Source organism: Serratia sp. CY40230 (assembly GCF_052168835.1).
In the GTDB taxonomy this organism is placed as follows: Bacteria; Pseudomonadota; Gammaproteobacteria; order Enterobacterales; family Enterobacteriaceae; genus Serratia; species Serratia nematodiphila.
Window position 1 is genome coordinate 912,669 of the sequence record NZ_JBJNLX010000002.1, and the last position, 21,707, is coordinate 934,375.

Annotated in this window: 23 protein-coding genes and 1 pseudogene; 11 read left to right on the forward strand and 13 right to left on the reverse strand. The window is 61.0% G+C overall.

The window, feature by feature from the left end:
* Positions 1–18 precede the first annotated feature (18 nt).
* The 4 genes from ACJ8IJ_RS11565 to ACJ8IJ_RS11580 all read right to left on the reverse strand — a co-directional run bounded on the left by ACJ8IJ_RS11565 (position 19) and on the right by ACJ8IJ_RS11580 (position 2,175).
* The gene (locus ACJ8IJ_RS11565; RefSeq protein ID WP_004940597.1) at positions 19–282 is read right to left on the reverse strand and encodes a putative hemolysin; all 264 of its coding nucleotides are present in this window, start codon (positions 280–282) and stop codon (positions 19–21) included.
* A gap of 51 nt (positions 283–333) precedes the next feature.
* Complete coding sequence (locus tag ACJ8IJ_RS11570) at positions 334–822, reverse strand: DUF2501 domain-containing protein (RefSeq protein ID WP_015376789.1); 489 nt, start codon at positions 820–822, stop codon at positions 334–336.
* A gap of 126 nt (positions 823–948) precedes the next feature.
* A complete protein-coding gene (gene pagP, locus ACJ8IJ_RS11575) occupies positions 949–1,539 on the reverse strand; it encodes a lipid IV(A) palmitoyltransferase PagP (RefSeq protein ID WP_004940603.1) in 591 nt (196 codons plus the stop codon).
* A gap of 207 nt (positions 1,540–1,746) precedes the next feature.
* Entirely contained in the window at positions 1,747–2,175 is a 429-nt protein-coding gene (locus tag ACJ8IJ_RS11580) for a universal stress protein (protein ID WP_275095488.1), read from the reverse strand.
* 675 nt (positions 2,176–2,850) lie between these two features.
* On the opposite strand from ACJ8IJ_RS11580, the gene ACJ8IJ_RS11585 reads away from it, so the two are divergent.
* Positions 2,851–4,530, forward strand: coding sequence for an alpha-keto acid decarboxylase family protein (locus ACJ8IJ_RS11585; protein WP_442518640.1), 1,680 nt, complete (start codon positions 2,851–2,853; stop codon positions 4,528–4,530).
* Positions 4,531–4,585: 55 nt separating this feature from the next.
* Here ACJ8IJ_RS11585 and ACJ8IJ_RS11590 read toward each other — a convergent pair whose 3' ends face one another.
* Complete coding sequence (locus tag ACJ8IJ_RS11590) at positions 4,586–5,689, reverse strand: DUF1615 domain-containing protein (RefSeq protein ID WP_004940610.1); 1,104 nt, start codon at positions 5,687–5,689, stop codon at positions 4,586–4,588.
* 178 nt (positions 5,690–5,867) lie between these two features.
* On the opposite strand from ACJ8IJ_RS11590, the gene tehB reads away from it, so the two are divergent.
* Positions 5,868–6,731 (forward strand): SAM-dependent methyltransferase TehB, encoded by an 864-nt coding sequence (gene tehB, locus ACJ8IJ_RS11595; RefSeq protein ID WP_004940615.1) that lies wholly within the window; start codon positions 5,868–5,870, stop codon positions 6,729–6,731.
* Here tehB and ACJ8IJ_RS11600 read toward each other — a convergent pair.
* Together ACJ8IJ_RS11600 and ada are read right to left on the reverse strand one after the other, a co-directional pair.
* A complete protein-coding gene (locus ACJ8IJ_RS11600; RefSeq protein WP_004940618.1) occupies positions 6,726–7,439 on the reverse strand; it encodes a 2OG-Fe(II) oxygenase in 714 nt (237 codons plus the stop codon). The two genes, tehB and ACJ8IJ_RS11600, sit on opposite strands and share 6 nt — an antisense overlap.
* A complete protein-coding gene (ada, locus tag ACJ8IJ_RS11605) occupies positions 7,436–8,491 on the reverse strand; it encodes a bifunctional DNA-binding transcriptional regulator/O6-methylguanine-DNA methyltransferase Ada (RefSeq protein WP_049242853.1) in 1,056 nt (351 codons plus the stop codon). Before ada ends, ACJ8IJ_RS11600 begins: the two co-directional genes overlap by 4 nt.
* A 237-nt stretch (positions 8,492–8,728) precedes the next feature.
* Between ada and leuE the strand changes: the two genes are divergently transcribed.
* The gene (leuE, locus tag ACJ8IJ_RS11610; protein WP_004940625.1) at positions 8,729–9,367 is read left to right on the forward strand and encodes a leucine efflux protein LeuE; all 639 of its coding nucleotides are present in this window, start codon (positions 8,729–8,731) and stop codon (positions 9,365–9,367) included.
* A 159-nt stretch (positions 9,368–9,526) separates the two neighbouring features.
* A complete protein-coding gene (locus ACJ8IJ_RS11615; protein ID WP_280630897.1) occupies positions 9,527–11,026 on the forward strand; it encodes an aldehyde dehydrogenase family protein in 1,500 nt (499 codons plus the stop codon).
* Positions 11,027–11,059: 33 nt separating this feature from the next.
* Here ACJ8IJ_RS11615 and feaR read toward each other — a convergent pair whose 3' ends face one another.
* From feaR to ACJ8IJ_RS11630, 3 genes are all read right to left on the reverse strand, one after another.
* Positions 11,060–11,959: a transcriptional regulator FeaR gene (gene feaR, locus ACJ8IJ_RS11620; protein ID WP_015376780.1), complete on the reverse strand. Its 900-nt coding sequence runs from the start codon at positions 11,957–11,959 to the stop codon at positions 11,060–11,062.
* Positions 11,960–12,097: 138 nt separating this feature from the next.
* Positions 12,098–12,739, reverse strand: a complete 642-nt coding sequence (locus ACJ8IJ_RS11625) for a DsbA family protein (RefSeq protein ID WP_250602517.1) — start codon at positions 12,737–12,739, stop codon at positions 12,098–12,100.
* Between the two features lie 107 nt (positions 12,740–12,846).
* The gene (locus ACJ8IJ_RS11630) at positions 12,847–13,251 is read right to left on the reverse strand and encodes an Exc2 family lipoprotein (protein ID WP_154871256.1); all 405 of its coding nucleotides are present in this window, start codon (positions 13,249–13,251) and stop codon (positions 12,847–12,849) included.
* A 193-nt stretch (positions 13,252–13,444) separates the two neighbouring features.
* On the opposite strand from ACJ8IJ_RS11630, the gene ACJ8IJ_RS11635 reads away from it, so the two are divergent.
* Complete coding sequence (locus tag ACJ8IJ_RS11635; protein ID WP_131164637.1) at positions 13,445–13,693, forward strand: hypothetical protein; 249 nt, start codon at positions 13,445–13,447, stop codon at positions 13,691–13,693.
* Here ACJ8IJ_RS11635 and ACJ8IJ_RS11640 read toward each other — a convergent pair.
* Positions 13,690–14,457 (reverse strand): NAD(P)H-dependent oxidoreductase, encoded by a 768-nt coding sequence (locus ACJ8IJ_RS11640; protein ID WP_049188727.1) that lies wholly within the window; start codon positions 14,455–14,457, stop codon positions 13,690–13,692. The two genes, ACJ8IJ_RS11635 and ACJ8IJ_RS11640, sit on opposite strands and share 4 nt — an antisense overlap.
* Positions 14,458–14,541: 84 nt before the next feature.
* Between ACJ8IJ_RS11640 and ACJ8IJ_RS11645 the strand changes: the two genes are divergently transcribed.
* On the forward strand, positions 14,542–14,922 hold the full coding sequence (locus ACJ8IJ_RS11645; RefSeq protein WP_004940645.1) for a winged helix-turn-helix transcriptional regulator: 381 nt from the start codon (positions 14,542–14,544) through the stop codon (positions 14,920–14,922).
* Here the strand turns inward: ACJ8IJ_RS11645 and ACJ8IJ_RS11650 are convergent.
* Entirely contained in the window at positions 14,919–15,500 is a 582-nt protein-coding gene (locus ACJ8IJ_RS11650) for a flavin reductase family protein (RefSeq protein WP_131164638.1), read from the reverse strand. The two genes, ACJ8IJ_RS11645 and ACJ8IJ_RS11650, sit on opposite strands and share 4 nt — an antisense overlap.
* 174 nt (positions 15,501–15,674) lie before the next feature.
* On the opposite strand from ACJ8IJ_RS11650, the gene ACJ8IJ_RS11655 reads away from it, so the two are divergent.
* The 5 genes from ACJ8IJ_RS11655 to ACJ8IJ_RS11675 all read left to right on the forward strand — a co-directional run bounded on the left by ACJ8IJ_RS11655 (position 15,675) and on the right by ACJ8IJ_RS11675 (position 21,312).
* Positions 15,675–17,276 (forward strand): ABC transporter substrate-binding protein, encoded by a 1,602-nt coding sequence (locus ACJ8IJ_RS11655; RefSeq protein ID WP_015376775.1) that lies wholly within the window; start codon positions 15,675–15,677, stop codon positions 17,274–17,276.
* 278 nt (positions 17,277–17,554) lie between these two features.
* A complete protein-coding gene (gene cybB, locus ACJ8IJ_RS11660; RefSeq protein WP_080116087.1) occupies positions 17,555–18,079 on the forward strand; it encodes a cytochrome b561 in 525 nt (174 codons plus the stop codon).
* Between the two features lie 53 nt (positions 18,080–18,132).
* Positions 18,133–19,419, forward strand: a complete 1,287-nt coding sequence (locus ACJ8IJ_RS11665) for a hypothetical protein (protein WP_004940658.1) — start codon at positions 18,133–18,135, stop codon at positions 19,417–19,419.
* The gene (locus ACJ8IJ_RS11670) at positions 19,416–20,591 is read left to right on the forward strand and encodes a hypothetical protein (protein ID WP_049188735.1); all 1,176 of its coding nucleotides are present in this window, start codon (positions 19,416–19,418) and stop codon (positions 20,589–20,591) included. Before ACJ8IJ_RS11665 ends, ACJ8IJ_RS11670 begins: the two co-directional genes overlap by 4 nt.
* Positions 20,592–20,607: 16 nt before the next feature.
* Positions 20,608–21,312, forward strand: coding sequence for a hypothetical protein (locus tag ACJ8IJ_RS11675; protein ID WP_442518641.1), 705 nt, complete (start codon positions 20,608–20,610; stop codon positions 21,310–21,312).
* 65 nt (positions 21,313–21,377) lie between these two features.
* On the opposite strand, the pseudogene ACJ8IJ_RS11680 reads toward ACJ8IJ_RS11675, so the two are convergent.
* Positions 21,378–21,707: pseudogene (locus ACJ8IJ_RS11680) on the reverse strand (pyrroloquinoline quinone biosynthesis protein PqqE); the annotation flags it as partial.

Here is a 21,707-nt window from a genome sequence, read left to right on the forward strand (position 1 = left end):
AGCCGGCGCCGCATAGGGTTACTTTTTCACCGGATGATCGCGGCGGAACAGTTCCCAGCTTTCAATTTCCTGCCCACTCGGCAAGGTACAGGTAGAATACTGGCCTGCAGCATTCTCTTTGGCGTTCAGCTTGCCGCCGATTTGGGTGCAGTACACGTCGGCCGGGTTCGCCATGCCGATCGGTTTCACCTGCGGCGGTGGCGGCGCATCGTTGGATTTCACGGAACACCCCTGCAACATCGTCATCCCTGCCAACAGGGAAAGCATCAACGTTTTTTTCATTTTTCCAGCTTATGCAAAATACCCACGGCGGAACGCTCCGCCGTGGGTTGATCATGAAATAAAGGATTTGCCCTGTTTCAGCACCAGATCGCAGGCTTTCTGTTTCACCTTCTCGGTGATCTGCGAGGTGCCCAGGCTGTTCAGATCCAGGCTCTTGCCTTCGCCGGTCTGCAGCAAGCCGCCCAGGCCCTGCTGATAATCCTGGCTCTTGGCGTTTTCGGTGCTGGTGATGCCCAGCTTGCTGAGCAGCTGATCTTTCACCCCTTCGGCACCGTTAGCCGACAGCACGTTGTTTTTCACGCAGTACTGCAGGATACCGGCGGCATTGGTCATGCTGCTGGAGCTCAACGCCTTGTCGCCGCCGTTCAGCAGGCCGGTCAACGAGGAGAGCGACATGCCGCCGCTGCTGTCGCCGCCCGACTTGCTCAGTTCGCCCGCCGCGCTGCTGAGGGAATCCATCAGCCCGGCGGCCTGGGTGGCGCCGCTGGCCAGGGTCGCGGACAGCGCCAAAGCCAGCAATAAACGATGTTTGGTGATCATAGTGGTGAAACTCCTGTCATAACGGCATGCAATCGGCGCAGCGCGCCGGGATACCTCTCCGACGCCGCCTGCGGCGACAAGTTCCTTTTATCTCGCCGCCGCGCCGTTTTTCGGAATTCAGGAAGTTTAGAACTGCCAGCGCAGCCAGGCGAAGAACACGTTGCCGTTGTTATAGGTGCCGGGAATGTAGGTCGCCTGGAACGTCAGCCGCTGATAGCCGATAGAGGCCAGCGGCAGCGGCGCCGGGATAGGGATGTAATTCCAGTTGTCGCGCGCGGTGACGCTGGCGGTGAAGCCCAGCCCCAGGCGGAAATCCTTGTCATCCAGCGGGCGCCAGATCTTCTCGTAGGCGTAGCCGCCGATCGGCTCCCATTTGTTGAAGGAATCCTTGAACGCCATGATGTAGATGCCGTGCCAGTCACCGTCGCTGTCGTAGCGGGAGATGCCGTAACCGGCGCCCCACGGGCGTTCGTTGTACTTATCGATATGTTCGTCATCGTAAGTCCAACGGTTGTGCCAGGTGATGGCCGGGATATAGAGATCGTGGTTAGGCGAGTTGTTCCAGGTCTCCGCCACGTTATCGGTAAAACGCTGCCATAAACCCGGTTTTTCAGCCTGTGCGGCATTGCCACTTTCTGTACCAACCTCAGCATAAGAAGGCAGTGCAGGAAATATCAACGCCAGAGAACACGCCAAAAGGGTCCGTTTTAGAAACATCGTAAAGCTCCTGTAAAAATACGGCCGCAGATTTTTACCGATAGCCCAGGCAAGATCAAGCCGTATCTAATTTATCCAACGCCCGTTGTGCTTTGGTTAAGTTTAGCACCGGAAAATGCCCAATAATTCAGGACAAACCGTACCGGTATCCGCATGCTATTGCCTTTCGGGCGGCAAAACCGTGGGAAAAATCCGCTTTGTCGCACGCTACTCGCGAGCAAGATGCTTGACCAACACATCGACATCGAGACGGTTCACAAACTCCAGGGAATACGAGGAATAGAGGCCGAACAGGCGGTTTTGGTGCCCGACCACCACCAGATCGATGCCGGCCTGGTGAATAAAATCGCTCACGTCCTTAAAGCGCCGAATGGTGACAATCTCCTTGACCGCGACCGGCACATCGACGGCGCTCACCAACCGGCTCAGCATCGCCTTGGCGGCGATCACTTCCTGCGCCTGGCGATCCTTGATTAACGCATCGCTGCCGTACTCCAGCTCGGCGTAGTCGGCGTTAAGATGGCCGACGGTGAGGGCGATGGGCTTACCGCGCACCATCGCCGCCGTTTGACGCAGCAACGGCAACCCATCACGCTCGTTATGAATCAGCAGCAGAATATGTCGATAACCTTTCATCACACGCCTCCCTCTCAGGCCAGCACCGCTGGGACATGAGCCCCTCTGGTAGGTATACGCCATCCGTGCACACGTAGAGAAAAGTTTACGTATCACTTCCCACAGAATGTGATGACCGCCACGTTATATTAGCGCCCATGACGGCCCATTTTTACACCGGCCCGACGCGGCGCGCATTGCGGCATCTGTAAAGCAAAACTGACAACCATGACCGAATAAAAAAACCTCATTGTTAATTTTTTGTTTTTAATTGGTTGCTGGAAGGTTTCTTTAAATAAGCGTGCGGCGGATCACCAAAATGCACCTTTACATGAAGTTGTGCTTTTCTTTCTCAGGCAAAAAGCGTTGCACCGCTCAATGGGATTTAACACGGCTTCAAAAGTACCGGATGATTCACCCTGCATCATGATAAATACCAATGCGCCGCCGTTTTTCTGCCGATATGCCGTCAACGAAAAATACCGCCCCGCCCTAATGCACAATAGCCACACTATTTATGGACAAACCCATCGCGTAAAGCGCCGAATACAAACCGCCTCTTCCTCGGCCGCTCCTCCTATCTTGAACAAGCTGGCACTTTAAATAACTGTTAATGCTAACGACACAACATCGCCAGCAATTTATTTTTGCTGATTTTCGCCTGACAAAATAAAGATAAATAATCCGGAGCAATCAATGAAAATAACTATCGGGTCATTCATTCTGCAACAGCTTCACGCCCTGAACGTCGATCGTATTTATGGCGTGCCCGGCGACTATAACCTCAGCCTGCTGGAGCTGCTGGAAAACGACGAGCGGCTGGCGTTTGTCGGCAACTGCAATGAATTGAACGCCTCCTACGCCGCCGACGGTTACGCCCGCATGAAAGGCGCCGGCGCGCTGATCGTCACCTACGGCGTCGGCGATCTGGCCGCGCTGTCCGGCATCGCCGGAGCCTATGCCGAATCCTCGCCGGTGGTCTGCATCGCCGGCACGCCGCCGCTGCACGCGATGAAGAATCATCAGCTATTGCACCATACCCTGGGCGATGGCAATTTCGACAACGTCATGAACTGCTTTAAACAATTCACCGTCGCTCAGGCTCTTATCACGCCGGAAAATGCCGCGCAGGAAATTCCACGCGTTATTTCTCGCGCCTGGATAGAGAAGAAACCGGTGTATTTACAGCTGCCGTCTGATATTTGCGATATCGAAATTGAAGTCGCCGAAGCCGCAGCAGCGCCGCAATTGCCGGCGAGCGATAAATACAATGTGCAATTGGCGGCAATGGCGCTGTTAACCAAAATAAAGCGCGCGCAGCGCCCGATCATATTGGTCGACCAAATGGTGGATCGCTACCAGTTGCAGCAGTTGGTTATCGATGTCGCTCACCGCTTCGCCATACCGCTGACCAATATGCCAACCGCCAAATGCATTATCCCGGAAAACACTGCCGGCTGGATGGGCGGCTACAGCGGCAACCTGTCGCGCCCCGAATTGTATGAACGCATGGCCCACTCAGATTGCGTGCTGAGTTTCGGCGTGCGTCTGGTGGACTCCACCACCGGCTATTTCTCGCAGCAAATTCCCGCCGCCGCTCAGGTGGATATTCAGCCGTTCTCGCTGAAGCTGGACAATACGTCCTACCCGGCGGTAGCGACGGCGGATCTACTGCAGGCACTGTTGGATCTGAGCGAAGACGCGCCGGCGCAGCTTTTATCACCGCTGGCCGATCCGCGTGACAAGCTGGCGACGCCGAGCGACGCGCCTATCGACCAGGCCTATCTGTGGCGGCGCATCCAACGCTTCATCCGGGCGGATGACGTGGTGGTGGTGGAAAACGGCACCTCCGGCGCGGCCATCGGCGGCATGCGCATGCCGGACGGCGTCAAGGTGGTCAACCAACCGATTTGGGGCTCGATCGGTTATACCCTGCCGGCGCTGCTCGGCACCCTGATGGCGGCCCCTGAGCGCCGTCACCTGCTGTTCATCGGCGACGGCTCCTTCCAGCTTACCGCGCAGGAAGTGTCCACCCTGCTGCGCTGCGAACAAAAGCCGATCATCTTCCTGATCAACAACGACGGTTACACTATCGAACGCTATATCCTCGGCGAAAACTCGTCCTACAACGACATCAGCCCGTGGGACTACGCCAAACTGCCGGCGGTATTGAATACCCAGGCGCAGCCGTTCAGCGTGGCGGTGGAAACCACGCAACAGCTGGAAATGGCCCTGGAACACGCCTCGCGGCAGGATCGGCTGGCGTTTATCGAGGTGAAAGTGCCGATGATGGACACGCCGCCGGTGATGAAAGAGTTCTGCAACCGTTGCAACAGCTTTAACTTCGGCCTGACCAACCCACGCCGCAGCGCCTGAGGCGCGATGATCGCGCCGCCGGTGGTTCAGGCCACCGGCGGCGTTTTTCATACCGTTACCCGCCGGCGCGCGCCATGCAGCGCTGGCGGCGTTCATCCACCCGCTTGGCGAACCAGGCGGTGGTCAGCTTGCGGGTGATTTTCGGGCTTTCCAACTGGATACCCGGCAGCATCTCACGCGGCAGCTTGCCGCCCGCCAACGCAAAGACCTTCTTATACAGGTCGGTATCGGCAAAGTCAGCCGTATCGCCTTTCTCAAGCGCCCGGCGAATGGCGCTGTCGCTCATGTTCAGGCGCTTGCCGAGCGTACGCACCGCCAGCTCGGTCGAGCCGGGCTTGTCGCTGCTGAAGTCGATCAGATCGCCGTCCAGCGCCAGCGGAATGGCGCTCGCCCGGCTGACCGCGTTTTGGAACGCCGCGTTGCGGCTGGCGTACCAGCCGGCGTTGAAGTCGGCAAAGCGGTAAATCGGCCGGCTGTAATCGGCCGGGTACCCCAGCAAATGCATAATGCCGAAGTACATGCCGCCGCGCCGGCTGAAAACTTCGCGGCGAATCGAGCCGTCGACCGGATAAGGATACCCTTTGGCGTGCGCCTCGGCGAAGGCGATGCTCACCTGCATCGGGCCGCCGGTATGTACCGGGTTCAAATGGCCGAACAGCTTCTGTCCCATCGGCACGCGGTCGATCATGTCATCGAAGATATCGCTCAGATCCTTCTCCGTGCGCACCTTATCCAGACGCTCGCTGTAGCTCTGGCCGTTCGACGACGAGATCTTCAACGCGGTATGCACCAAAAAGTTCGGGATGTGCATCTGATCGGCACGGCGGTCGATCTCTTTCCAGGCGATCTTCGGCAGCCCCGGCACCTGCGGGTTAGCCTGGAACGTCGACTCTTGTTCGGTCACCGCCAGCACCGAACACAGGTTCTCATCGCTCGGTTCAATGCCCTGCGCGGCGAAGGCGGCGGTAATATCGGTGGCCCAGCCCTGACGATCGCCGGCGTTGGCCGGGATCAGCGTCATCAGTCGGGCTTTTACGTCGGCGGGGCGCGCCGCCGGCGCCGTGGTGGTGGTTTTGCTGGTACAGCCCGCCAGCGCCAGCAGCGCGGCCAGGCTCAGCAAACGGAAGGGCATCGGGTGGAATAAACGAGATATCGGCATCTTTTCCCTGAACGTGATGACATGAACAGCACTGAAATTAGCCCAGCCGCCGCGCACAATCCAGTATAAAGATATCGCCGCGCCTTTCCGTCAGGCCGCTATGTTCAAACGATCGATAAAGATGTATTTTATATACATCATATAAATCACTTTGTTTGCCCTGCCAGAGGAGCCCCCTATGGAGCAGCAGCTGCTTTGCTATAAAACCCTGCCGGAATGGAACAGCGACACACTGCCGGAAGCCTTTCGCCAGCGCCACAACACCCAGAGCGGCACCTGGGCGAAACTCACCGTGCTGAGCGGCAACCTGACGTTCGCCATGATGACCGAAGACGGCGCCACCACCGAGACCTGGCAGTTTAGCCCCGAAAGCCAGCCGCCGTTTATCGAACCGCAGCAGTGGCATCGCATCGTTTCCTTCTCGGACGACATGACCTGCCGGCTGGCGTTCTACTGCACGCCGGAAGATTACTACCACAAGAAATACGAACTGACGCGCACCCACTCCGAAGTGATCGAGGCGGCGGCGCGCATCGCACCGGGCAAGGCGCTGGATCTGGGCTGCGGCGGCGGCCGCAATTCGCTCTATCTCAATCTGAAAGGTTTCGACGTCACCGCCTGGGACAAGCACGCGCCGTCGATAGCTCGCCTCAATCAGATCATCGACGCCGAGCAATTGACCCGCCTGAGCGCCGGGGTGCAGGATCTCAATACTCACCGCTTCAGCGGCGAGTACGACTTCATCCTGTCCACCGTGGTGTTGATGTTCCTCGAGCGCCAGCAGATCCCGCATATCGTGCAAAACATGCAGGACAGCACCGTGCCCGGCGGCCATAATCTGATCGTGGCGGCGATGGATACCGAAGATTATCCCTGCCCGCTGCCGTTCCCGTTCACCTTCAAGCCGGGCGAGCTGAAGCACTATTACCGCGACTGGCAGATCCTCAAATACAACGAGGACGTCGGCCAACTGCACAAGACCGACGCCGCCGGCAACCGCATCTCGCTGCGCTTCGCCACCCTGCTGGCGCGCAAGCTATAACGCGTCGTGAAAGATCACCCCTAGCGTGTGGCGTTGGCCGGTGCGTATCCGGCTGACGCCGTGGCGCAGATTGACCCGATAGTAGCCTCTCGCCCCGGCCACCGGCCGATGGTGCACCGCGAACACCACCGCGTCGCCCTGCTGCAAGGGCACCACCTCCGGCCGGCTCTGCATCCGCGGCCGCTGCTCGGTCAGCACAAACTCGCCGCCGGTGAAATCCCGTTCAGGGGCGGAGAGCAAAAACGCTACCTGCAGCGGAAACACCCGTTCGCCGTACAGATCCTGATGCAGGCAGTTGTAATCCCCCTCCGTGTAACGCAACAGCAGCGGCGTTGGCCGCCGCTGGCCGGCCTGATGGCATTCAGTCAGGTAGGCCTCGTGTTCGGCGGGATAGCGCGCCGCCAGGCCCAGCATGGCGTTCCAGCGATTGGCCAACGGCGCCAACCGCGCGTACAGCAGGCCGCGCACTTCGGCCACCGGGGGCGGTAACGGATACGCAAAATACTGGTACTCGCCGCGACCAAAACCGTGCCGCGCCATGACGATGCGGCTGCGGAAGTGCTCGCCATGCGGATACAGCGCCGCCAATTGCCGGCACAGCTCGGCGCTGAGCACGCCCGGCAGGCGCGCGCCCCCCTGCGCATCAAGTTCGCGTTCGATCGCCACCCAGTCCAATTCGGCCAACCGCGCCGCCAGCGCGCCGCTCATCGCTGCGCCTCCTTTTCCAGCAAGGCTTTCTTGCGCTCGACGCCCCAGCGATAACCGGACAAGGCGCCGTCGTTGCGCACCACCCGGTGACAGGGGATTGCCACCGCCAGCACGTTGGCGGCGCAGGCGCCGGCCACCGCGCGCACCGCTTTCGGCGCGCCGATGCGCCGGGCGATATCGGCATAGCTGACGGTTTCGCCGACCGGTATAGCCTGCAGCGCCCGCCAGACCCGCTGTTGAAACGCAGTGCCGCGAATATCCAGCGGCAGCGCCAGCCCGCTCTCCGGCGCTTCAATCAGGCCCACCACCTGCGCCATCAGCGCTTCATACTGCGCGTCACCGCCGATCAGCTCGGCGTTGGGGAATTTATCCTGCAGATCCTGCACCAGCTGCTGCGCATCGTCCCCCAGCAGAATGGCGCAAATGCCCACCTCGCTCTGCGCCGCCAGGATCTCGCCCAGCGAACAGCGCCCGACGGCGAAATGGATGCGCATGCCTTTGCCGCCCGCCCGGTAAGCCTTCGGCGTCATGCCCAGCGCGGCGTTGGCTTGCTGGTAGAAGCGGCCGTTGGCGCCATAGCCGGCGTCGAAGATCGCGTCGGTCACCGTCTCCTGCTGCGAAAGACCGGTGCGCAAGCGCTGGCTACGCTGCGCGTCGGCGTAGCCTTTCGGCGTCAGGCCGGTGATCGCTTTAAACAGCCGGTGGAAATGGTATTGGCTCAACCCGACGTGGCGCGCCAGCGTCTGCAGCGACGGCGCTTTCTCCGCCCGTTCGATATAGCGGCAGGCCTCGGCTATCTGCCGCGCATGCTGCTCTGTCAACGGCGTCAGCCCCTGGCGGCAGCGTTTGCAGGGCCGATAACCCGCCGCCTCCGCCTGTTCCGCATCGTCGAACAGCTCCACGTTTTGCCGATTCGGCTGGCGTGACGGGCAGGAAGGCGAGCAATACACGCCGGTGGTTTTCACCGCGTAGATAAAGCGGCCGTCGGCGTGCTTGTCGCGGCTGACGATCGCCAGCCAGCGCGGATCGGCGCTGTCGATTACGTTTTTCATCATCCGTTCCTCACTGCGGTTTCGATGTTAACCAGCATAGTGACGGGCCGTTGGCGAAACACGCCGACTCTTGCTTTTTAATTCGACGCCGACGTTTTCAACAATGTTTCGACAATTTTTAACCAACAACATGAAGTTTATTACGTTGCCAACCCGCTTGCACGGCGTTAGGATCGCGGCCGGCCACGGGCGTGGCCAGTGTTTTTGCCTGTTAGTTGCGCGCATGGAGAGGTTATTGTGTTAGAGAGTTTTGGCGTCCTGAATTTATGGACCTATTTGGCCGGGGTGGTCTTCATCATCATTCTGCCGGGGCCGAATACGCTGTACGTGCTGAAAACCGGCATATCGCGCGGCGTGCGCGCCGGCTACACCGCGGCGCTGGGCGTGTTTATCGGCGATGCGATCCTGATCTTCTGCGCCTATATCGGCGTGGCGTCGCTGATCCGCACCACGCCGTTCCTGTTTACCCTGGTGCGTTTTCTCGGCGCGATTTACCTGCTGTTCCTCGGCGCAAAAATCCTCTACGCCACCTTCGTGCAGAAGGCGCAGGCGCAACAGCAGCAAATTGAAGGCGGCCACAGCATTCTGCGCAAGTCGCTGACGCTGAGCCTGACCAACCCGAAAGCCATTCTGTTTTACGTGTCGTTCTTCGTGCAGTTCATCGACTTCAACTACGCGCACACCGGGCTGTCGTTCACCATTCTGGCGCTGATCCTCGAAGCCGTCAGCTTTATCTACATGAGCACGCTGATCTTCTCCGGCGCGATGCTGGCGCATTTCTTCAACCACAAGAAAGGCCTGGCGAAGCTCGGCAACGGCCTGATCGGCCTGCTGTTCCTCGGTTTTGCCACCCGTCTGGCGACCCTGAGCTCGTGATCCCTCCCGGCCGGCGCCCGCCGGCCGCGGTTTACTCTCCCGTCACGGCAAAATGACACGCAGGACAAACCGAATGTCAGGCAGACCAAAGCCGCCGCTTTCCCGCTGATCTAGACTTGCAGGGTTAACGATAACCTGATGAGCCTGATCGGAGGATGTATGTCTGACAATACCGTAGCCGTGCTGGATAGCGTGTCGCGTTTTCTCGATCGTCAGCATGGGCTGTATATCGACGGCCAGTGGCGCGCGTCCGCCGCGGAAGGCCGCCTGGCGGTGTACAACCCCGCCAATGGGCAGCAGATCGCCACCACCGCCGACGCCAATGAACACGACGTCGCGCTGGCGGTGCAGTCCGCCCACAAAGCCTTCAGCGAAGGCGTCTGGGCGCAGCGCCTGCCGGTAGAGCGTGAACGCATCCTGCTGCGCTTCGCCGATCTGGTGGAGCAGCACGCCGAAGAATTGGCGCAGCTCGAAACCCTTGAGCAGGGCAAATCCATCAACATCGCCCGCGCCTTCGAAGTCGGCAGCACCCTGAACTGGATGCGCTACACCGCCGGGCTGGCGACCAAAATCACCGGCCAGACGCTGGACGTCTCCATTCCGATGCCACCGGGCGCCAAATATCAGGTTTATACGCGCAAAGAGCCGATCGGCGTGGTCGCCGGCATCGTGCCCTGGAACTTCCCGCTGATGATCGGCATGTGGAAAGTGATGCCGGCGCTGGCCGCGGGCTGCTCCATCGTCATCAAGCCGTCGGAAACCACCCCGCTCACCCTGCTGCGCATCGCCGAACTGGCGAGCGAAGCCGGCGTGCCGCCGGGCGCGTTCAACGTGGTCACCGGCCGCGGCACCGTGTGCGGCAAGGCGCTGACCGAACATCCGCTGATCGCCAAAGTCAGCTTTACCGGCTCCACGCCGGTGGGCAAAAGCATCGCGCGCGCGGCGGCGGATCGCCTGACCCGCGTGACGCTGGAGCTGGGCGGCAAAAACCCGGCCATCGTGCTGAAAGATGCCGATCCGCAGCAGGTGATCGAAGGCCTGATGCTCGGCAGCTTCCTCAACCAGGGGCAGGTGTGTGCCGCCAGCTCGCGAATCTATATCGAAGCGCCGATTTATGATCGGTTGGTGGCCGGATTCGAACAGGCGGTGAAATCGCTGTCGGTCGGGCCGGGGATGGATACCGGCGCGCAAATCAACCCGCTGGTGTCGCTCGCGCACCGCAACAAGGTGGCGGCCTACCTGGACGATGCCCGGGCGAAAAACGCCGAGCTTATCGGCGGCGCGGCCGGGCCGGACGCCAACGGCTTCTACATTCCGCCGACCCTGGTGATCAACCCGGACGATCGGCTGAACCTGGCGCGCGAGGAAGTGTTCGGCCCGGTGGTCAACCTGATCCGGGTGGCGAGCGCCGAAGAAGCGCTGAGCAAGGCCAACGACACCGACTTCGGGCTGACCGCCAGCCTGTGGACCACCAGCCTGCAGCAGGCGATGGCGCTGACGCCGCGCATTCAGGCCGGCACCGTGTGGGTCAACACCCATACGCTGATCGACCCGAATATGCCGTTCGGCGGGTTCAAACAGTCGGGCAGCGGCCGTGACTTCGGCCCGGATTGGCTGGACGCTTACACCGAGTCGAAATCGGTCTGCATCCGCTATTGAGTGAAGCGGCGCGAGCCTGGCTCGCGCCCTGACTTACTGATACTGCCGGCGATACTCGCTCGGTGACATGCCGAAACGCTGCTTGAAAGCGGTCGAGAAATGGCTGTGATCGGCGAAGCCCCAGTCGAGGCCGACTCCGGCCAGCTTTTCTTGCCCGGCGGCGCTGCGCAGCGCCTGCGCGCACAGATCCAGCCTGCGGTTCCTGATGTACTGGGCCACCACCAGCCCCTGGCGGGCGAACAGCCGATACAGACTGCGCAGCGACACCCCCAACTCGGCCGCCACCCACTCAGGGCGCAGCTGCGCCGACTGAATATGCCTGTCGATCAACGCCAGCGCCTTGTCGAAGACCGGTTGTTGCCCTTCCGGACGCGCCTGTTCGAGCGCCAACGCCGGGCGCAGCAGCGCCGCCAGCGCATTCAGCACCGCCTCGCTTTCCGCCGCGGCGAGCTGAGGATCCTGCATGCTGCTCAGCACCAGCTGGCGGCTGAGGCGCACCGCGCTGAGCTCGGCCCCGAGACGCTGCGCACCAGGCGGCGGCAGCGGCAGGCAGCCGCGCGGCAACAACAGGGAGATTTGGCGCGAATCGCGCTGGAAGGTGAAGCTGCTGGGCCGTGAGGCATCGATCAGCGTCATGTCGCCGGGGGAGAGCAGCGTTTGGCGATCGCCCTGCTCCATCAATGCACTGCCGCGCAGCTGGATGACGGTGAAAAAGTGCGCGCCGTCGCTGCGGGCGATCTCACGCGGCGTGCGGTACAACCGGGCCTGAGACACGTCGACCACGCTCAGGCGCAGGGCATGGGCGCGAAACTCCTGCATCGCCCCGCGAAAGCCGGGCCCCAACGTTTTCGCGCAGAATCGGCCGCAGGCGGTGTTGATTTTCCCCAGCCACTCTTCGAAGCCGACGTCCCGGAGCGTTGCCAATGCCGTCATGATCTCTCCCTTCAAACAGCAGCGGTGCTGCGCCGTTGAACAGAAAAACACCATAACAATCCGTTAACACACAATCAATGGCGAACGGGGGATTTGGCGCCGCGATCACAGATCACCGGGCGCCGGGGAAGCATCGCCTTAAGGCTGCGTGTCCAACAGATGGCGCACCACCGCCGCGTACTCTTTGGCGTAACCTTCGACGCTGGTGCTGGCCATGCCGGCATTATCTATCTTGTATTTGCCTGCCACGTAGAACGACGGGGTGCCGCGCACCTCGAACGCTTTCACCGCTTCATTCTGCTTGGCGATCAACCCTTTGACCAGCAGGCTGTGGCGCGCGTTTTCATAGCTGGCGGCATCGATGCCGGCCGCCGTGAACACCCGCTGAATATCGTCGGCACCGTTGACGGCGCGCTGTTTCTGCACCGCGTCAAACATCGCGCCTTCAATCTTGTCTTCCACGCCCAGCACCGTCGCCACCGCCCAGGCTTCGGTCAGCTCATTGCCCAGTTTGCCCATCAGGCTGACGTGATATTTGGTGACTTTCTCACCGGCGGGCAGCGCCTGCGCCACGGTGCTGCCTACGCGGTAGGTTTCGGCGAACTGATAGCAAGGCCCGCAGTAGAAGGAGAAAAACTCCACCACCGCCGGTGCGGCGGCCACCGGCTTATCCAGCCGGGTATATTGCTCGCCCGCACGGTAATCCGCGGCCTGCACCGCGGGCAGCGCCAACATCAAAACGACGGCGGCGGCGAACGAACGCTTAACTTTTGCCAACATAAACACTCCTGGTTTCTTCTATGAATATCGTCCTTAGCGGCGGTTTTTATAATCAAATAACCGCCAGAAGGCCAGTTTTTATTACCTTCTGTTTATGTGGGATTAAGTCAGCGCCCTTCGTAGCCGTCCCAATAGGCGCCTACCGCTTCCTGCGACAGCACCTGGCGGCGTTTAGGATTGTCGGTGCTGCTGTAGGCGCGATTGATGAAAATGGTTTTGTGTTCCATATTCTGCTGGAATTCCGGGCTGGCCAGGTAGTCGGCCTTTTTCTGCGCTTCGCTGCGCACCACGCCCGCCGCGCGATCCTTTTTCCCCTGCTGATAGAACTGTTCGAACATCGGCACGGCGTTTTTAATGCTGCCGTTCACATCGGTGCGGAATTGCGGATCGAAGTCGTCGCGGGTTTGATAAACGTAGTGTTTGGCATGCTGCTCGGCGCTGCTGAGGGGGTGGGTGCAGGCGCTGAGCGCCAACAGCGGCAACAGCAGCGCCGCGCTTTTCAGTCTTTTCATGTCGTCTGTCCCTGTCAGTGAGGAAGGTTCCTTTAGCGCCAAGAGCATAGCGCCGGCCCCCGTTGAACGTCAAACGACAAAATACGCATCACTTTGTTTTATATTAATATTATATACATTGGTTGGTATTCATTGCCTGAAACACTATGCTTTAACAGAACCGGGTAAACACTCACCGACAGCGAGGCGGCCAATGAAACCGATCGACAAAAGCGTGGGGGAGTACGACCTCACGGCGGAAAAAAAAGCGGGCATGATCACCGGCACCATCCGCGGTGAACTGCCGGACAGCGACGCCAATCTGCCGCTGCTGTCCTTCTCCGGCACCTTCGCCGGCCCAAGCGTGGCCGAAGCCATCGCCGATATTCAGCAGCAGTTCCCCGACATCGAACCGGCGATTATCGACGATTTGCGCGAGGAACTGCTGAAGGCCGGGTTCTAAGCCGGATCGCGGTGCCGCACGAACGGACTGTAGACCGGCGCGCCGGGCTTCAGCGCCAGATCGGCGTCAAAATCTTCATTACGGTTGAACGGCACCGCCGGCCAGGCGGCAAGGTCGCTTAAGCCAGCCCGATATGCCTGCGTCACCTGCGCCAACGCGGCGTTTTGCGCCTGCCGCTCCTCGCCCGCCAGCCCGCCGCGCACGCCATAGACCAGGAACGGCTCCAGCACGCTAAAGCCGATATAGTGCAGCGCATGCATGATCGGCCACAGCATCAGCCGCATGTCGCCGTCGCGCCCGTCCGGCGCGCAGGCCTGTGCGGAAGCGCCGGCGGTGACGGTCAGCAGCGCCCGCTTGCCGCGCATCACGCCGTTCTCATGGCGGTGGCGGCTGTCGTAGAGCCCGCCGTAAACGAACACCCGATCCATCCAGCCCTTGATGATGGCCGGCGCGCCGAACCACCAGAAAGGAAACTGCAGCACCAGCGTATCCGCCCAGCGCAGCAGCTCGATATGCCGCCGGATCTCCGCCGGCAGCGCCTGGATCGTCCAGTGATGGCGCTGCTCCTGCATCGCATCGAACCGGTCCGCCTGCTTTCTGCTGGGGTAGTGGCCGGCGCCCTCGCGCGGATCAAACCCCTCCTGATACAGATCGACCGTTTTCACCTGATGCCCCTGCGCCAGCCAGGCCTGCCGCGCCTGTTCGGCCAAATGGGCATTGAAAGAATGCGGCTCGGGGTGAGCCAGCACAATCAGCACGTTCATCCTGTTTCTCCCGTTGTAAGGTGGTGCTGTTATGCTGTGGCTTTATCGCCCCCTTGGCAATTACGCACCTGAAGGTAACCCCCAATGGCTTATCCCGGCGACGTCTATTCGAGCAAATGCTCCGCGCGCGATGCGCTGGCGCTGATTTCCGGCAAGTGGGTGATGCTGATCCTGCCCGCGCTGGCGCAGCGGCCGATGCGCAACGGCGAGCTGCTGCGCCGCATCGACGGTATTTCGCAGAAGGTGCTGACGCAAACGCTGCGCCAGCTGGAACGCAACGGGCTGCTCGAGCGGCTGGATTTAAGTGAAAAGAATCAGGCCCATGTGGAATACCGCCTCAGCGCCGTCGCCTGCTCGCTGGTCGAGACGCTGACGGCGCTGGATAAGTGGGCGGAATACCACTTCCCCGAGCTGGACGCCGCCCGCGAGCGCTATGATGCAGACCGCAAACGCGAGGCCGATTAAAGCGGTTTGGCCCGCAGCGTCTCGCCGCTGCGCACGAAGTTGCCCGCCCCCAGATGATGAATGGTGTGCAGATCCGCATTGGCGGCGGTGAAGTGCCAGCGCCCCTGTTGGAACACCCGCTCGTCCGCCGCCGCGCTTAGCACCTCGCCGAAGCAGGTGTCGTATTTTTCCTGCGCGCCGCTTTCCGGCAGCAGCCGACACTCCAGCCACGCCACGCAACCCTGTTCGATCAGCGGCACCTGCAGCGTGGCGCTCGGCGTCGCGGCGATATGGAAACGGGAAAATTTGTCTTCATCCAGCCCGGACACGCTGCCCACCGCGTAGGTGGCGTCGATGAACATGGCCGCCGGCACGCAAATGCCGAATGCGCCGCTCTCCTCGATCATTTGCCGGCTGTGCGCCCCTTTGTCCACCACGATGGCGATGCGCGGCGGGCTGAACTCCACCGGCATCGACCAGGCGGCGGCCATCACGTTGCGTTTGGCGCCGTCGCGGCTGCGGCTGGTGATCAATACCGTCGGGCCATGGTTCAGCAGGCGGCTGGCGTGTTCAAGGGCGACAGGGCGAAAGTGGCTCATCGGGAAATCCTTGCGAGTGACTGTTTGCCCAGCAGTGTAGATCTGCGCCGCAATGGCAGGCAACGCGGGGCGCACAGAATGCACCGATGAGGCGCTTGTTCCCGATCTCGCCATCCGTTATCTATAGTTAGATCAATTCGCCGGTAACGGCTCATTCCACCTGAGGATCTTGCCTTGACGTTTTTAAAACACCCTATCGCCGGATTGGTGCTGGCCGGCTGCGGCCTGTTGTCGGCGGGCGGCGCGCTGGCCGCTTCCGATGCGCTGGTGTACTGCACCGTCGCCTCGCCGGAATCGTTCAACCCGCAGCTCTCCAGCTCCGGGCCGACCTTTATCGCCACCTCGCAGGTGCTGTACAACCGCCTGGTGACGCTGCGCGAAAGCGATAAAACGCCCGCCCCTTCGCTGGCCACCGAGTGGAGCGTTAGCCCGGACGGCAAGACCTACACCTTCACCCTGCGCCAGGGCGTGAAATTCAACAGCAACAAATACTTCACCCCAACGCGCGACTTCAACGCCGAAGACGTGGTGTTCACCGTGATGCGACAGAAGGATCCCGCCAACCCGTATCACAAGGTCTCCGGCGGCAACTATGAATACTTCACCGACATGGGCCTGGATAAGCTGATCACCAAGGTGGAAGCGGTGGACGAGCACCACGTGCGCTTCACGCTGAGCCAGCCTAACGCCGCCTTCGTCGCCGACTGGGCGATGGATTTCGCCTCGATCCTGTCCGCCGAGTACGCCGACGCGATGCTGAAAAAGGGCACGCCGGAATACGTCGACAACTGGCCGATCGGCACCGGGCCGTTCGCGCTGCAGCAGTACAAGCAGGATTCGCTGATCCGCTACATCGCCAACCCGCACTACTGGCAGGGCGACGTGGCCAGCAAGCACCTGATCTTCTCGATTACGCCGGATCCGCAAACCCGGTTGGCCAAGCTGAAAACCAACGAATGCCAGATCATCCCGGCACCGCTGCCGGAGCAATTCGCCGCCATCAAGGCCGACGGCAACCTGCAACTGCACGACATTACCGGGCTGAACGTCGGCTATCTGGCGTTCAACACCCAGAAAAAACCGTTCGACAACCTGCTGGTGCGCCAGGCGCTGAGCTACGCGGTAGACAAGAAAGCGATCGTCGCCGCCGTGTTCAAAGACAGCGGCACCCCGGCCAACTCGCTGCTGCCGCCGGGCATGCTGGGCTACAACGATAAACTGCCGGAGTACGCCTACGATCCGCAGAAGGCGCGCGAACTGCTGAAGCAAGCCGGGCTGGAGCAGGGCTTTGAGACCGACATCTGGTCGATGCCGGTACAGCGCCCTTACAACCCGAACTCGAAGCGCATCGCCGAGATGATTCAGAGCGACTGGGCGAAGGTGGGCGTGAAGGCCAAGATCGTTACCTGGGAGTGGGGCCAGTATCTGGCCGGGCTGCGCAAAGGCGAGCAACAGAGCGCACTGTACGGCTGGGTGTCCGACAATGGCGATCCGGATAACTTCGCCACCCTGCTCGGCTGCGCCGGCGTGCAGAGCGGCGCCAACGTGGCGCGCTGGTGCGATAAGGATTACGACAGCCTGATCCAGCAGGCGATCCAGGAGAACCAGCCGCAGGCGCGCGCCAGGCTGTATCAACAGGCGCAGGTGATCTTCGCCAAACAGGCGCCGTGGCTGCCGCTGGCCACCGGCAAAGTGTTCTACGCCACCCGCAGCAACCTGAGCGGCTACGTGGTGGACGTGAACGGCAGCGACTTCGCCAAGGCCAAATTAAACTGATCCCAGGCGCCGCGGCGAGAGCTGCGGCGCTACCCGCCTCATCGCTTAATAAGCTGCCAGCCTCTGAACCTACCGCGCATTAACTTCACAACTTACGATGCTAACTACCTCCCCTGTCGCCAGGCACTTAACCCACTAAATTCATAGCTTAATAAGCGGCGTAATCCCTGGCATTTTGCTTAAACTGCATGCAGGCGCTTTCCTCGCCTGTAACATTTCGTTACCATCGGCACACAGACCCTTTAACATCAAAAGGTAACCCGGTGCAGAACACCTACATGCCGTGGCAAATCCGCCTGCACTGGCTGGTGGCGATCCTGCTGGCCATCACCTGCGTCACCATCGAGCTGCGCGGCTATGCCAAACCGGGCAGCGCCCCCTGGTACGCGCTGGTTGTCACCCACTTCAGCTGCGGCGTAACGGTGTTTGCGCTGATGATCGCCCGTCTGCTCCTGCGCTGGCGCCACCCCTCGCCCGCCATCGCGCCCAAACCGCCGAAGTGGCAAACCGGCCTGGCGCACCTGACGCACGCCCTGATTTACCTGCTGCTGCTGACGCTGCCGGTGCTGGGGGTGTATTCGCGCTATCTGGGCGGCAAGGAGTGGTATCTGTTCGGCCTGTCGATGCCGTTCGCCGACGTAGCCGATCGGCCGCAGGCACGAATGATTATCGGCTGGCACAAAACGCTGGCGTCATTCGGCTACTGGCTGATCGGCCTGCATACCGCCGCCGCGCTGTTCCACCACTATATCGTCAAGGACAATGCGCTGGTGCGCATGCTGCCGCTGATGAAAAAACGCTGAATACCCGGCGCCAGGGATGAATTTTCGGGCCACGCCCACTGACAGGGAATGACATGCAAACCCAATTTTTTAATGTGACCGTCGAACAATGCGCCTGCCAGCAGACGGCGCCCGACAACCTGGTGAGGATCATCGCCTCCGGCCAGACGTTCTTTTTTTACCGCGACGACTTCAGCGACAGCGAAAATCTGCTGGCCAGGCTCGCCGCCGGCGATCGGGTGAAGATCGGTGCCCACCGCCTGCAAGACGGCAGCTACTGGCTGCACTGGCTGCTGCACGGCACGAAAGGCCGGCTGGAGCCTGACAGGACGCTGAAATACAAGCTGAAATACTTCGCCCTGCTGCTGCTGGGCGCGGTGCTGGCCGGCGGTTTCCCGGCGGCCTTTTTCATCATGGACGGGGAAGATTCCTGGCTGACCATCGTCCTGTTCTTTATCGCCATCATCGCCGGCCTTATCGGCATCGGCATAGTGCTGTTCGTCGGTTCGGAGCTCCTGCTGATCGGGCACCGCGGCCGCAGGCGCCTGCTCCGGGCGCTGGATCGCGTGCTGCTGGGGCAAGACGTCACACCGCCCGGCTCGCTCAGCCTGAAAATCCCCGGCATCAAATACCGGGCCGTCCGCGCAGACGCTGTGCCGGCGACCGCACCGCTGCAGACCGCGCCTCCCCTCCCGGACGGCGTCGAGACCTCCGGCATCGAGACGGTCAACGCCCTGAACTACGAACTCTGCCAATATGAGATCCCGCGGCAGGTGCAGTATTTGGATACGTATGCGTGGCGTCAGAAGGAGACGCACTTCGCGTTGACGACCCGCGCGCTCAATGTCCCCAATACCAAACTGCATCCGGTATTTCGTCGGCAACATCCGCTTTTCATCGCCAAAGGCGATCCGCTGCAGGTGCTGTATTGCGAGAACGACGTCATTCCCGAGTTGCCCAAAGTGCGTGGGATCATCAATCATCGCGATCGCCAAACCTATCTCATCGGCGGCAGCCGCTACTTCACCGAAGCCGGCCTTAACCTGTGCGCGCGCGTTGTCTTCATTTTTGGGGCAATCGTGGCGTGTTTTGTACTCGGCATGATGGTGGTGGATAACGCCGATACCCCGGCCGGCTTTCACCTGGATGCCTGGACCCTGAAGCGTCTCGGCAGCGAATTGCCGCCGATTATTCTGCTGCTGATGCTGATGGTCAGCGGCCTGGCGCTGTTGATCGAGGGGTTCGCCCAGATCTGCCGCCTGTACTCTTTTGACCAGCACCGCACGTTTAAAACGTTTAAATACCTGCGAAATCTGCGCCGCAGTTTATGGCGGCAGGCTCAGGTGACGGAGCTGAAATGATGACGTTAGCGCTTTATAAAAGACCCCTTATTATCCTGACGCTGTTTTTGGCCAGCGCGCTGGGCGTCTATTTGCTCGCCCCTGAGCAACGCTATGCGCAGTGGCAATGGACTCAGGGCGACCAGGCGTTGCCGACAATAGCCCGTTACGATCTCATCCACAGCTACCCGGCGCAGGACGGCGCCCTGCTGCTCACCAGCAAAAGAAGTGAAGACCGCGCGTACAATAGCTTTTACGGCTGGGCGGCCAACTACCTCAGCCAGGTGCTGTTTGCCGGCCCCAAAGGGTTACAGATGCTGGGGGAACTCGACGACTTGATCCATGATGCGGTTTGCGGCGAGCAGGAGTGCGTGCTTTTTCTCTCTAAGGGCCGCAGGCTGGTTGATGTGCAACGGGGCACCATCGGGGCGCTGATCCCTTGGCCGGAGGGCGACGACAACCGGCCTTCCTTTGTCGGCGGCAAACTGGTGGCGCAACCGGGAAAACGCGCGCTGTATCTCATCAGCACCGAAGGCGTATTCTACAGCCCGGACTTCGGCGCCCATTGGCGGCAGACGCTGGATCTGCCGGCGCTGCTGGACGCGCGGCAACTGCTGGGCTTTGAGCGCGGCGAGGAGGACTCACCGACGGCTTACGCCTCCGGTAAGCGCAAATCCGTACCCGAGATCTTCACCGCCGTTGATGGTGATCGCGTGCATTTCTGGATGAACCCGGTGCTCGGATCCGGCGCGTTACACATCGCCGTTAACGGTAAAACCGGCGAGGTGATTGAACTGCACTGGCTGCTGGTGCGCGTGGAGGAAAGCGCGCAGGCCCCGGACGGCGGCATCTACCTGATCGCCCAAACGCTGGACAGAGGAGTGTATCAGCTTCTGCGTTATCAATCCGACGGGCAGTTGAAGGTGCTGCTGGAGACCGGCGATAAATCGCTGTATCAGCTCTGGGCGGGCAACGATAAGCTGGTCGCCCAAACGGATAACGGCGATGCCCGTCTTTCGCTGATTTTCGATCTGCGCTCATCCGAAGTGCACTACCGACAGCCGTTGGAGTACCGCTACAACGGGCGCGACGACGCACGCCAAACCGTGATCGAACCGGAAAGCCACTATGGCGATGACGGGGAGACCCCGGCGCTGCCCTACTTCATTCGCTATCGCTCCACCACGCCGTGAACATAAGGAACTTGCCATGCTGTTAGGTTATGGCGCCGGCGTCGCCGGCCTGCTGGCGCTGTTATTGGCCCTGCTGCTCGCCGGCATCCTGCTCACCTGGTGGGGCTGGCGATATGCCGCCGCCCGCTGCGGCCGCCCGCGCCCGCCGCTTTCCTGGGGCGGCTATCTGTTGGCCTCGGCGCTGGCGATCTACCCGGTAGCGTTCGCGCTGATGCTGATCGACATTGCCATCCAGGATCTCAAGAGCCAGCGGGCGGAAGAACGCTGGAATCGGCGCAACTACCTGACGCTCGAGGCGGCCAGGCCGTTCGGCGAAATCACCCTGCCAAAGGGAAGCTGGGTAAACCGGCAGGAGCCGCGCCAGCCCGGCACCGAAGACAGCCCCATCACGATGGACGGTGTAACCGCCGTGCGCTTCCCTCAGCCGCAAAGCGTGGCCGGCGTGCCGATCATCGCTTTTGAGGTTTTACCGCCGGTGATGGAGCTGGCAGATGCGCATACCTTCACCCGTCCAACCGGCCAAAGGGCGCACTGCGAAGCCGGTTGGCTGGTCTCTTTCTCTTTGCCGTCGGATCAGCCGACCCCGCAGTGGGAGGAGTGGCAGGCCGGGCTGCCCGCAGCGGCGTTTCGGCCCAGCGGCTGGCTCTTTAAGGAGTGCTTCTCCGGCAGCCCTATCGCAGTACTGACCTTGCAGCACGGCGAAGTCAGGGTGCTGCCTTAAGCGTTAGACCGTGGCGTAATTTTCAAAAGGCCGTTCCGGCAGATCTCAGTGAAGACAGCACCACGCTATCCCTTGAAGATCAGTCGGGAGTTGGTCTGATTGCGAAAACGCAGCTGATCGATACCGATCTGCGAGTGATTCGCCGCTTCACGCGCCGCCAGAATGGTGCCGTGGTGCGGCGATTTGCCGCACACCGGGTCGGCGTTGTCGGCGTTGCCGGTCAGCATGAACGCCTGGCAGCGGCAGCCGCCGTAGTCTTGCTCTTTCTCCGAACAGGACCGGCAGGGCTCCGGCATCCAGTCATAGCCGCGATAGCGGTTAAAGCCGAAGGAGTGGTACCAGATATGCTGCAGATCGTGCTCCAGCACCGACGGAAACGTAATCGGTAACTGACG

Bases quoted from the DNA above. Each gene is read 5' to 3' on its own strand.
- ACJ8IJ_RS11565 (WP_004940597.1), bottom strand. From the start codon at position 282: ATGAAAAAAACGTTGATGCTTTCCCTGTTGGCAGGGATGACGATGTTG.
- ACJ8IJ_RS11570 (WP_015376789.1), bottom strand. From the start codon at position 822: ATGATCACCAAACATCGTTTATTGCTGGCTTTGGCGCTGTCCGCGACC.
- pagP (WP_004940603.1), bottom strand. From the start codon at position 1,539: ATGTTTCTAAAACGGACCCTTTTGGCGTGTTCTCTGGCGTTGATATTT.
- ACJ8IJ_RS11580 (WP_275095488.1), bottom strand. From the start codon at position 2,175: ATGAAAGGTTATCGACATATTCTGCTGCTGATTCATAACGAGCGTGAT.
- ACJ8IJ_RS11585 (WP_442518640.1), top strand. From the start codon at position 2,851: ATGAAAATAACTATCGGGTCATTCATTCTGCAACAGCTTCACGCCCTG.
- ACJ8IJ_RS11590 (WP_004940610.1), bottom strand. From the start codon at position 5,689: ATGCCGATATCTCGTTTATTCCACCCGATGCCCTTCCGTTTGCTGAGC.
- tehB (WP_004940615.1), top strand. From the start codon at position 5,868: ATGGAGCAGCAGCTGCTTTGCTATAAAACCCTGCCGGAATGGAACAGC.
- ACJ8IJ_RS11600 (WP_004940618.1), bottom strand. From the start codon at position 7,439: ATGAGCGGCGCGCTGGCGGCGCGGTTGGCCGAATTGGACTGGGTGGCG.
- ada (WP_049242853.1), bottom strand. From the start codon at position 8,491: ATGAAAAACGTAATCGACAGCGCCGATCCGCGCTGGCTGGCGATCGTC.
- ACJ8IJ_RS11615 (WP_280630897.1), top strand. From the start codon at position 9,527: ATGTCTGACAATACCGTAGCCGTGCTGGATAGCGTGTCGCGTTTTCTC.
- feaR (WP_015376780.1), bottom strand. From the start codon at position 11,959: ATGACGGCATTGGCAACGCTCCGGGACGTCGGCTTCGAAGAGTGGCTG.
- ACJ8IJ_RS11625 (WP_250602517.1), bottom strand. From the start codon at position 12,739: ATGTTGGCAAAAGTTAAGCGTTCGTTCGCCGCCGCCGTCGTTTTGATG.
- ACJ8IJ_RS11630 (WP_154871256.1), bottom strand. From the start codon at position 13,251: ATGAAAAGACTGAAAAGCGCGGCGCTGCTGTTGCCGCTGTTGGCGCTC.
- ACJ8IJ_RS11635 (WP_131164637.1), top strand. From the start codon at position 13,445: ATGAAACCGATCGACAAAAGCGTGGGGGAGTACGACCTCACGGCGGAA.
- ACJ8IJ_RS11640 (WP_049188727.1), bottom strand. From the start codon at position 14,457: ATGAACGTGCTGATTGTGCTGGCTCACCCCGAGCCGCATTCTTTCAAT.
- ACJ8IJ_RS11645 (WP_004940645.1), top strand. From the start codon at position 14,542: ATGGCTTATCCCGGCGACGTCTATTCGAGCAAATGCTCCGCGCGCGAT.
- ACJ8IJ_RS11650 (WP_131164638.1), bottom strand. From the start codon at position 15,500: ATGAGCCACTTTCGCCCTGTCGCCCTTGAACACGCCAGCCGCCTGCTG.
- cybB (WP_080116087.1), top strand. From the start codon at position 17,555: ATGCCGTGGCAAATCCGCCTGCACTGGCTGGTGGCGATCCTGCTGGCC.
- ACJ8IJ_RS11665 (WP_004940658.1), top strand. From the start codon at position 18,133: ATGCAAACCCAATTTTTTAATGTGACCGTCGAACAATGCGCCTGCCAG.
- ACJ8IJ_RS11670 (WP_049188735.1), top strand. From the start codon at position 19,416: ATGATGACGTTAGCGCTTTATAAAAGACCCCTTATTATCCTGACGCTG.
- ACJ8IJ_RS11675 (WP_442518641.1), top strand. From the start codon at position 20,608: ATGCTGTTAGGTTATGGCGCCGGCGTCGCCGGCCTGCTGGCGCTGTTA.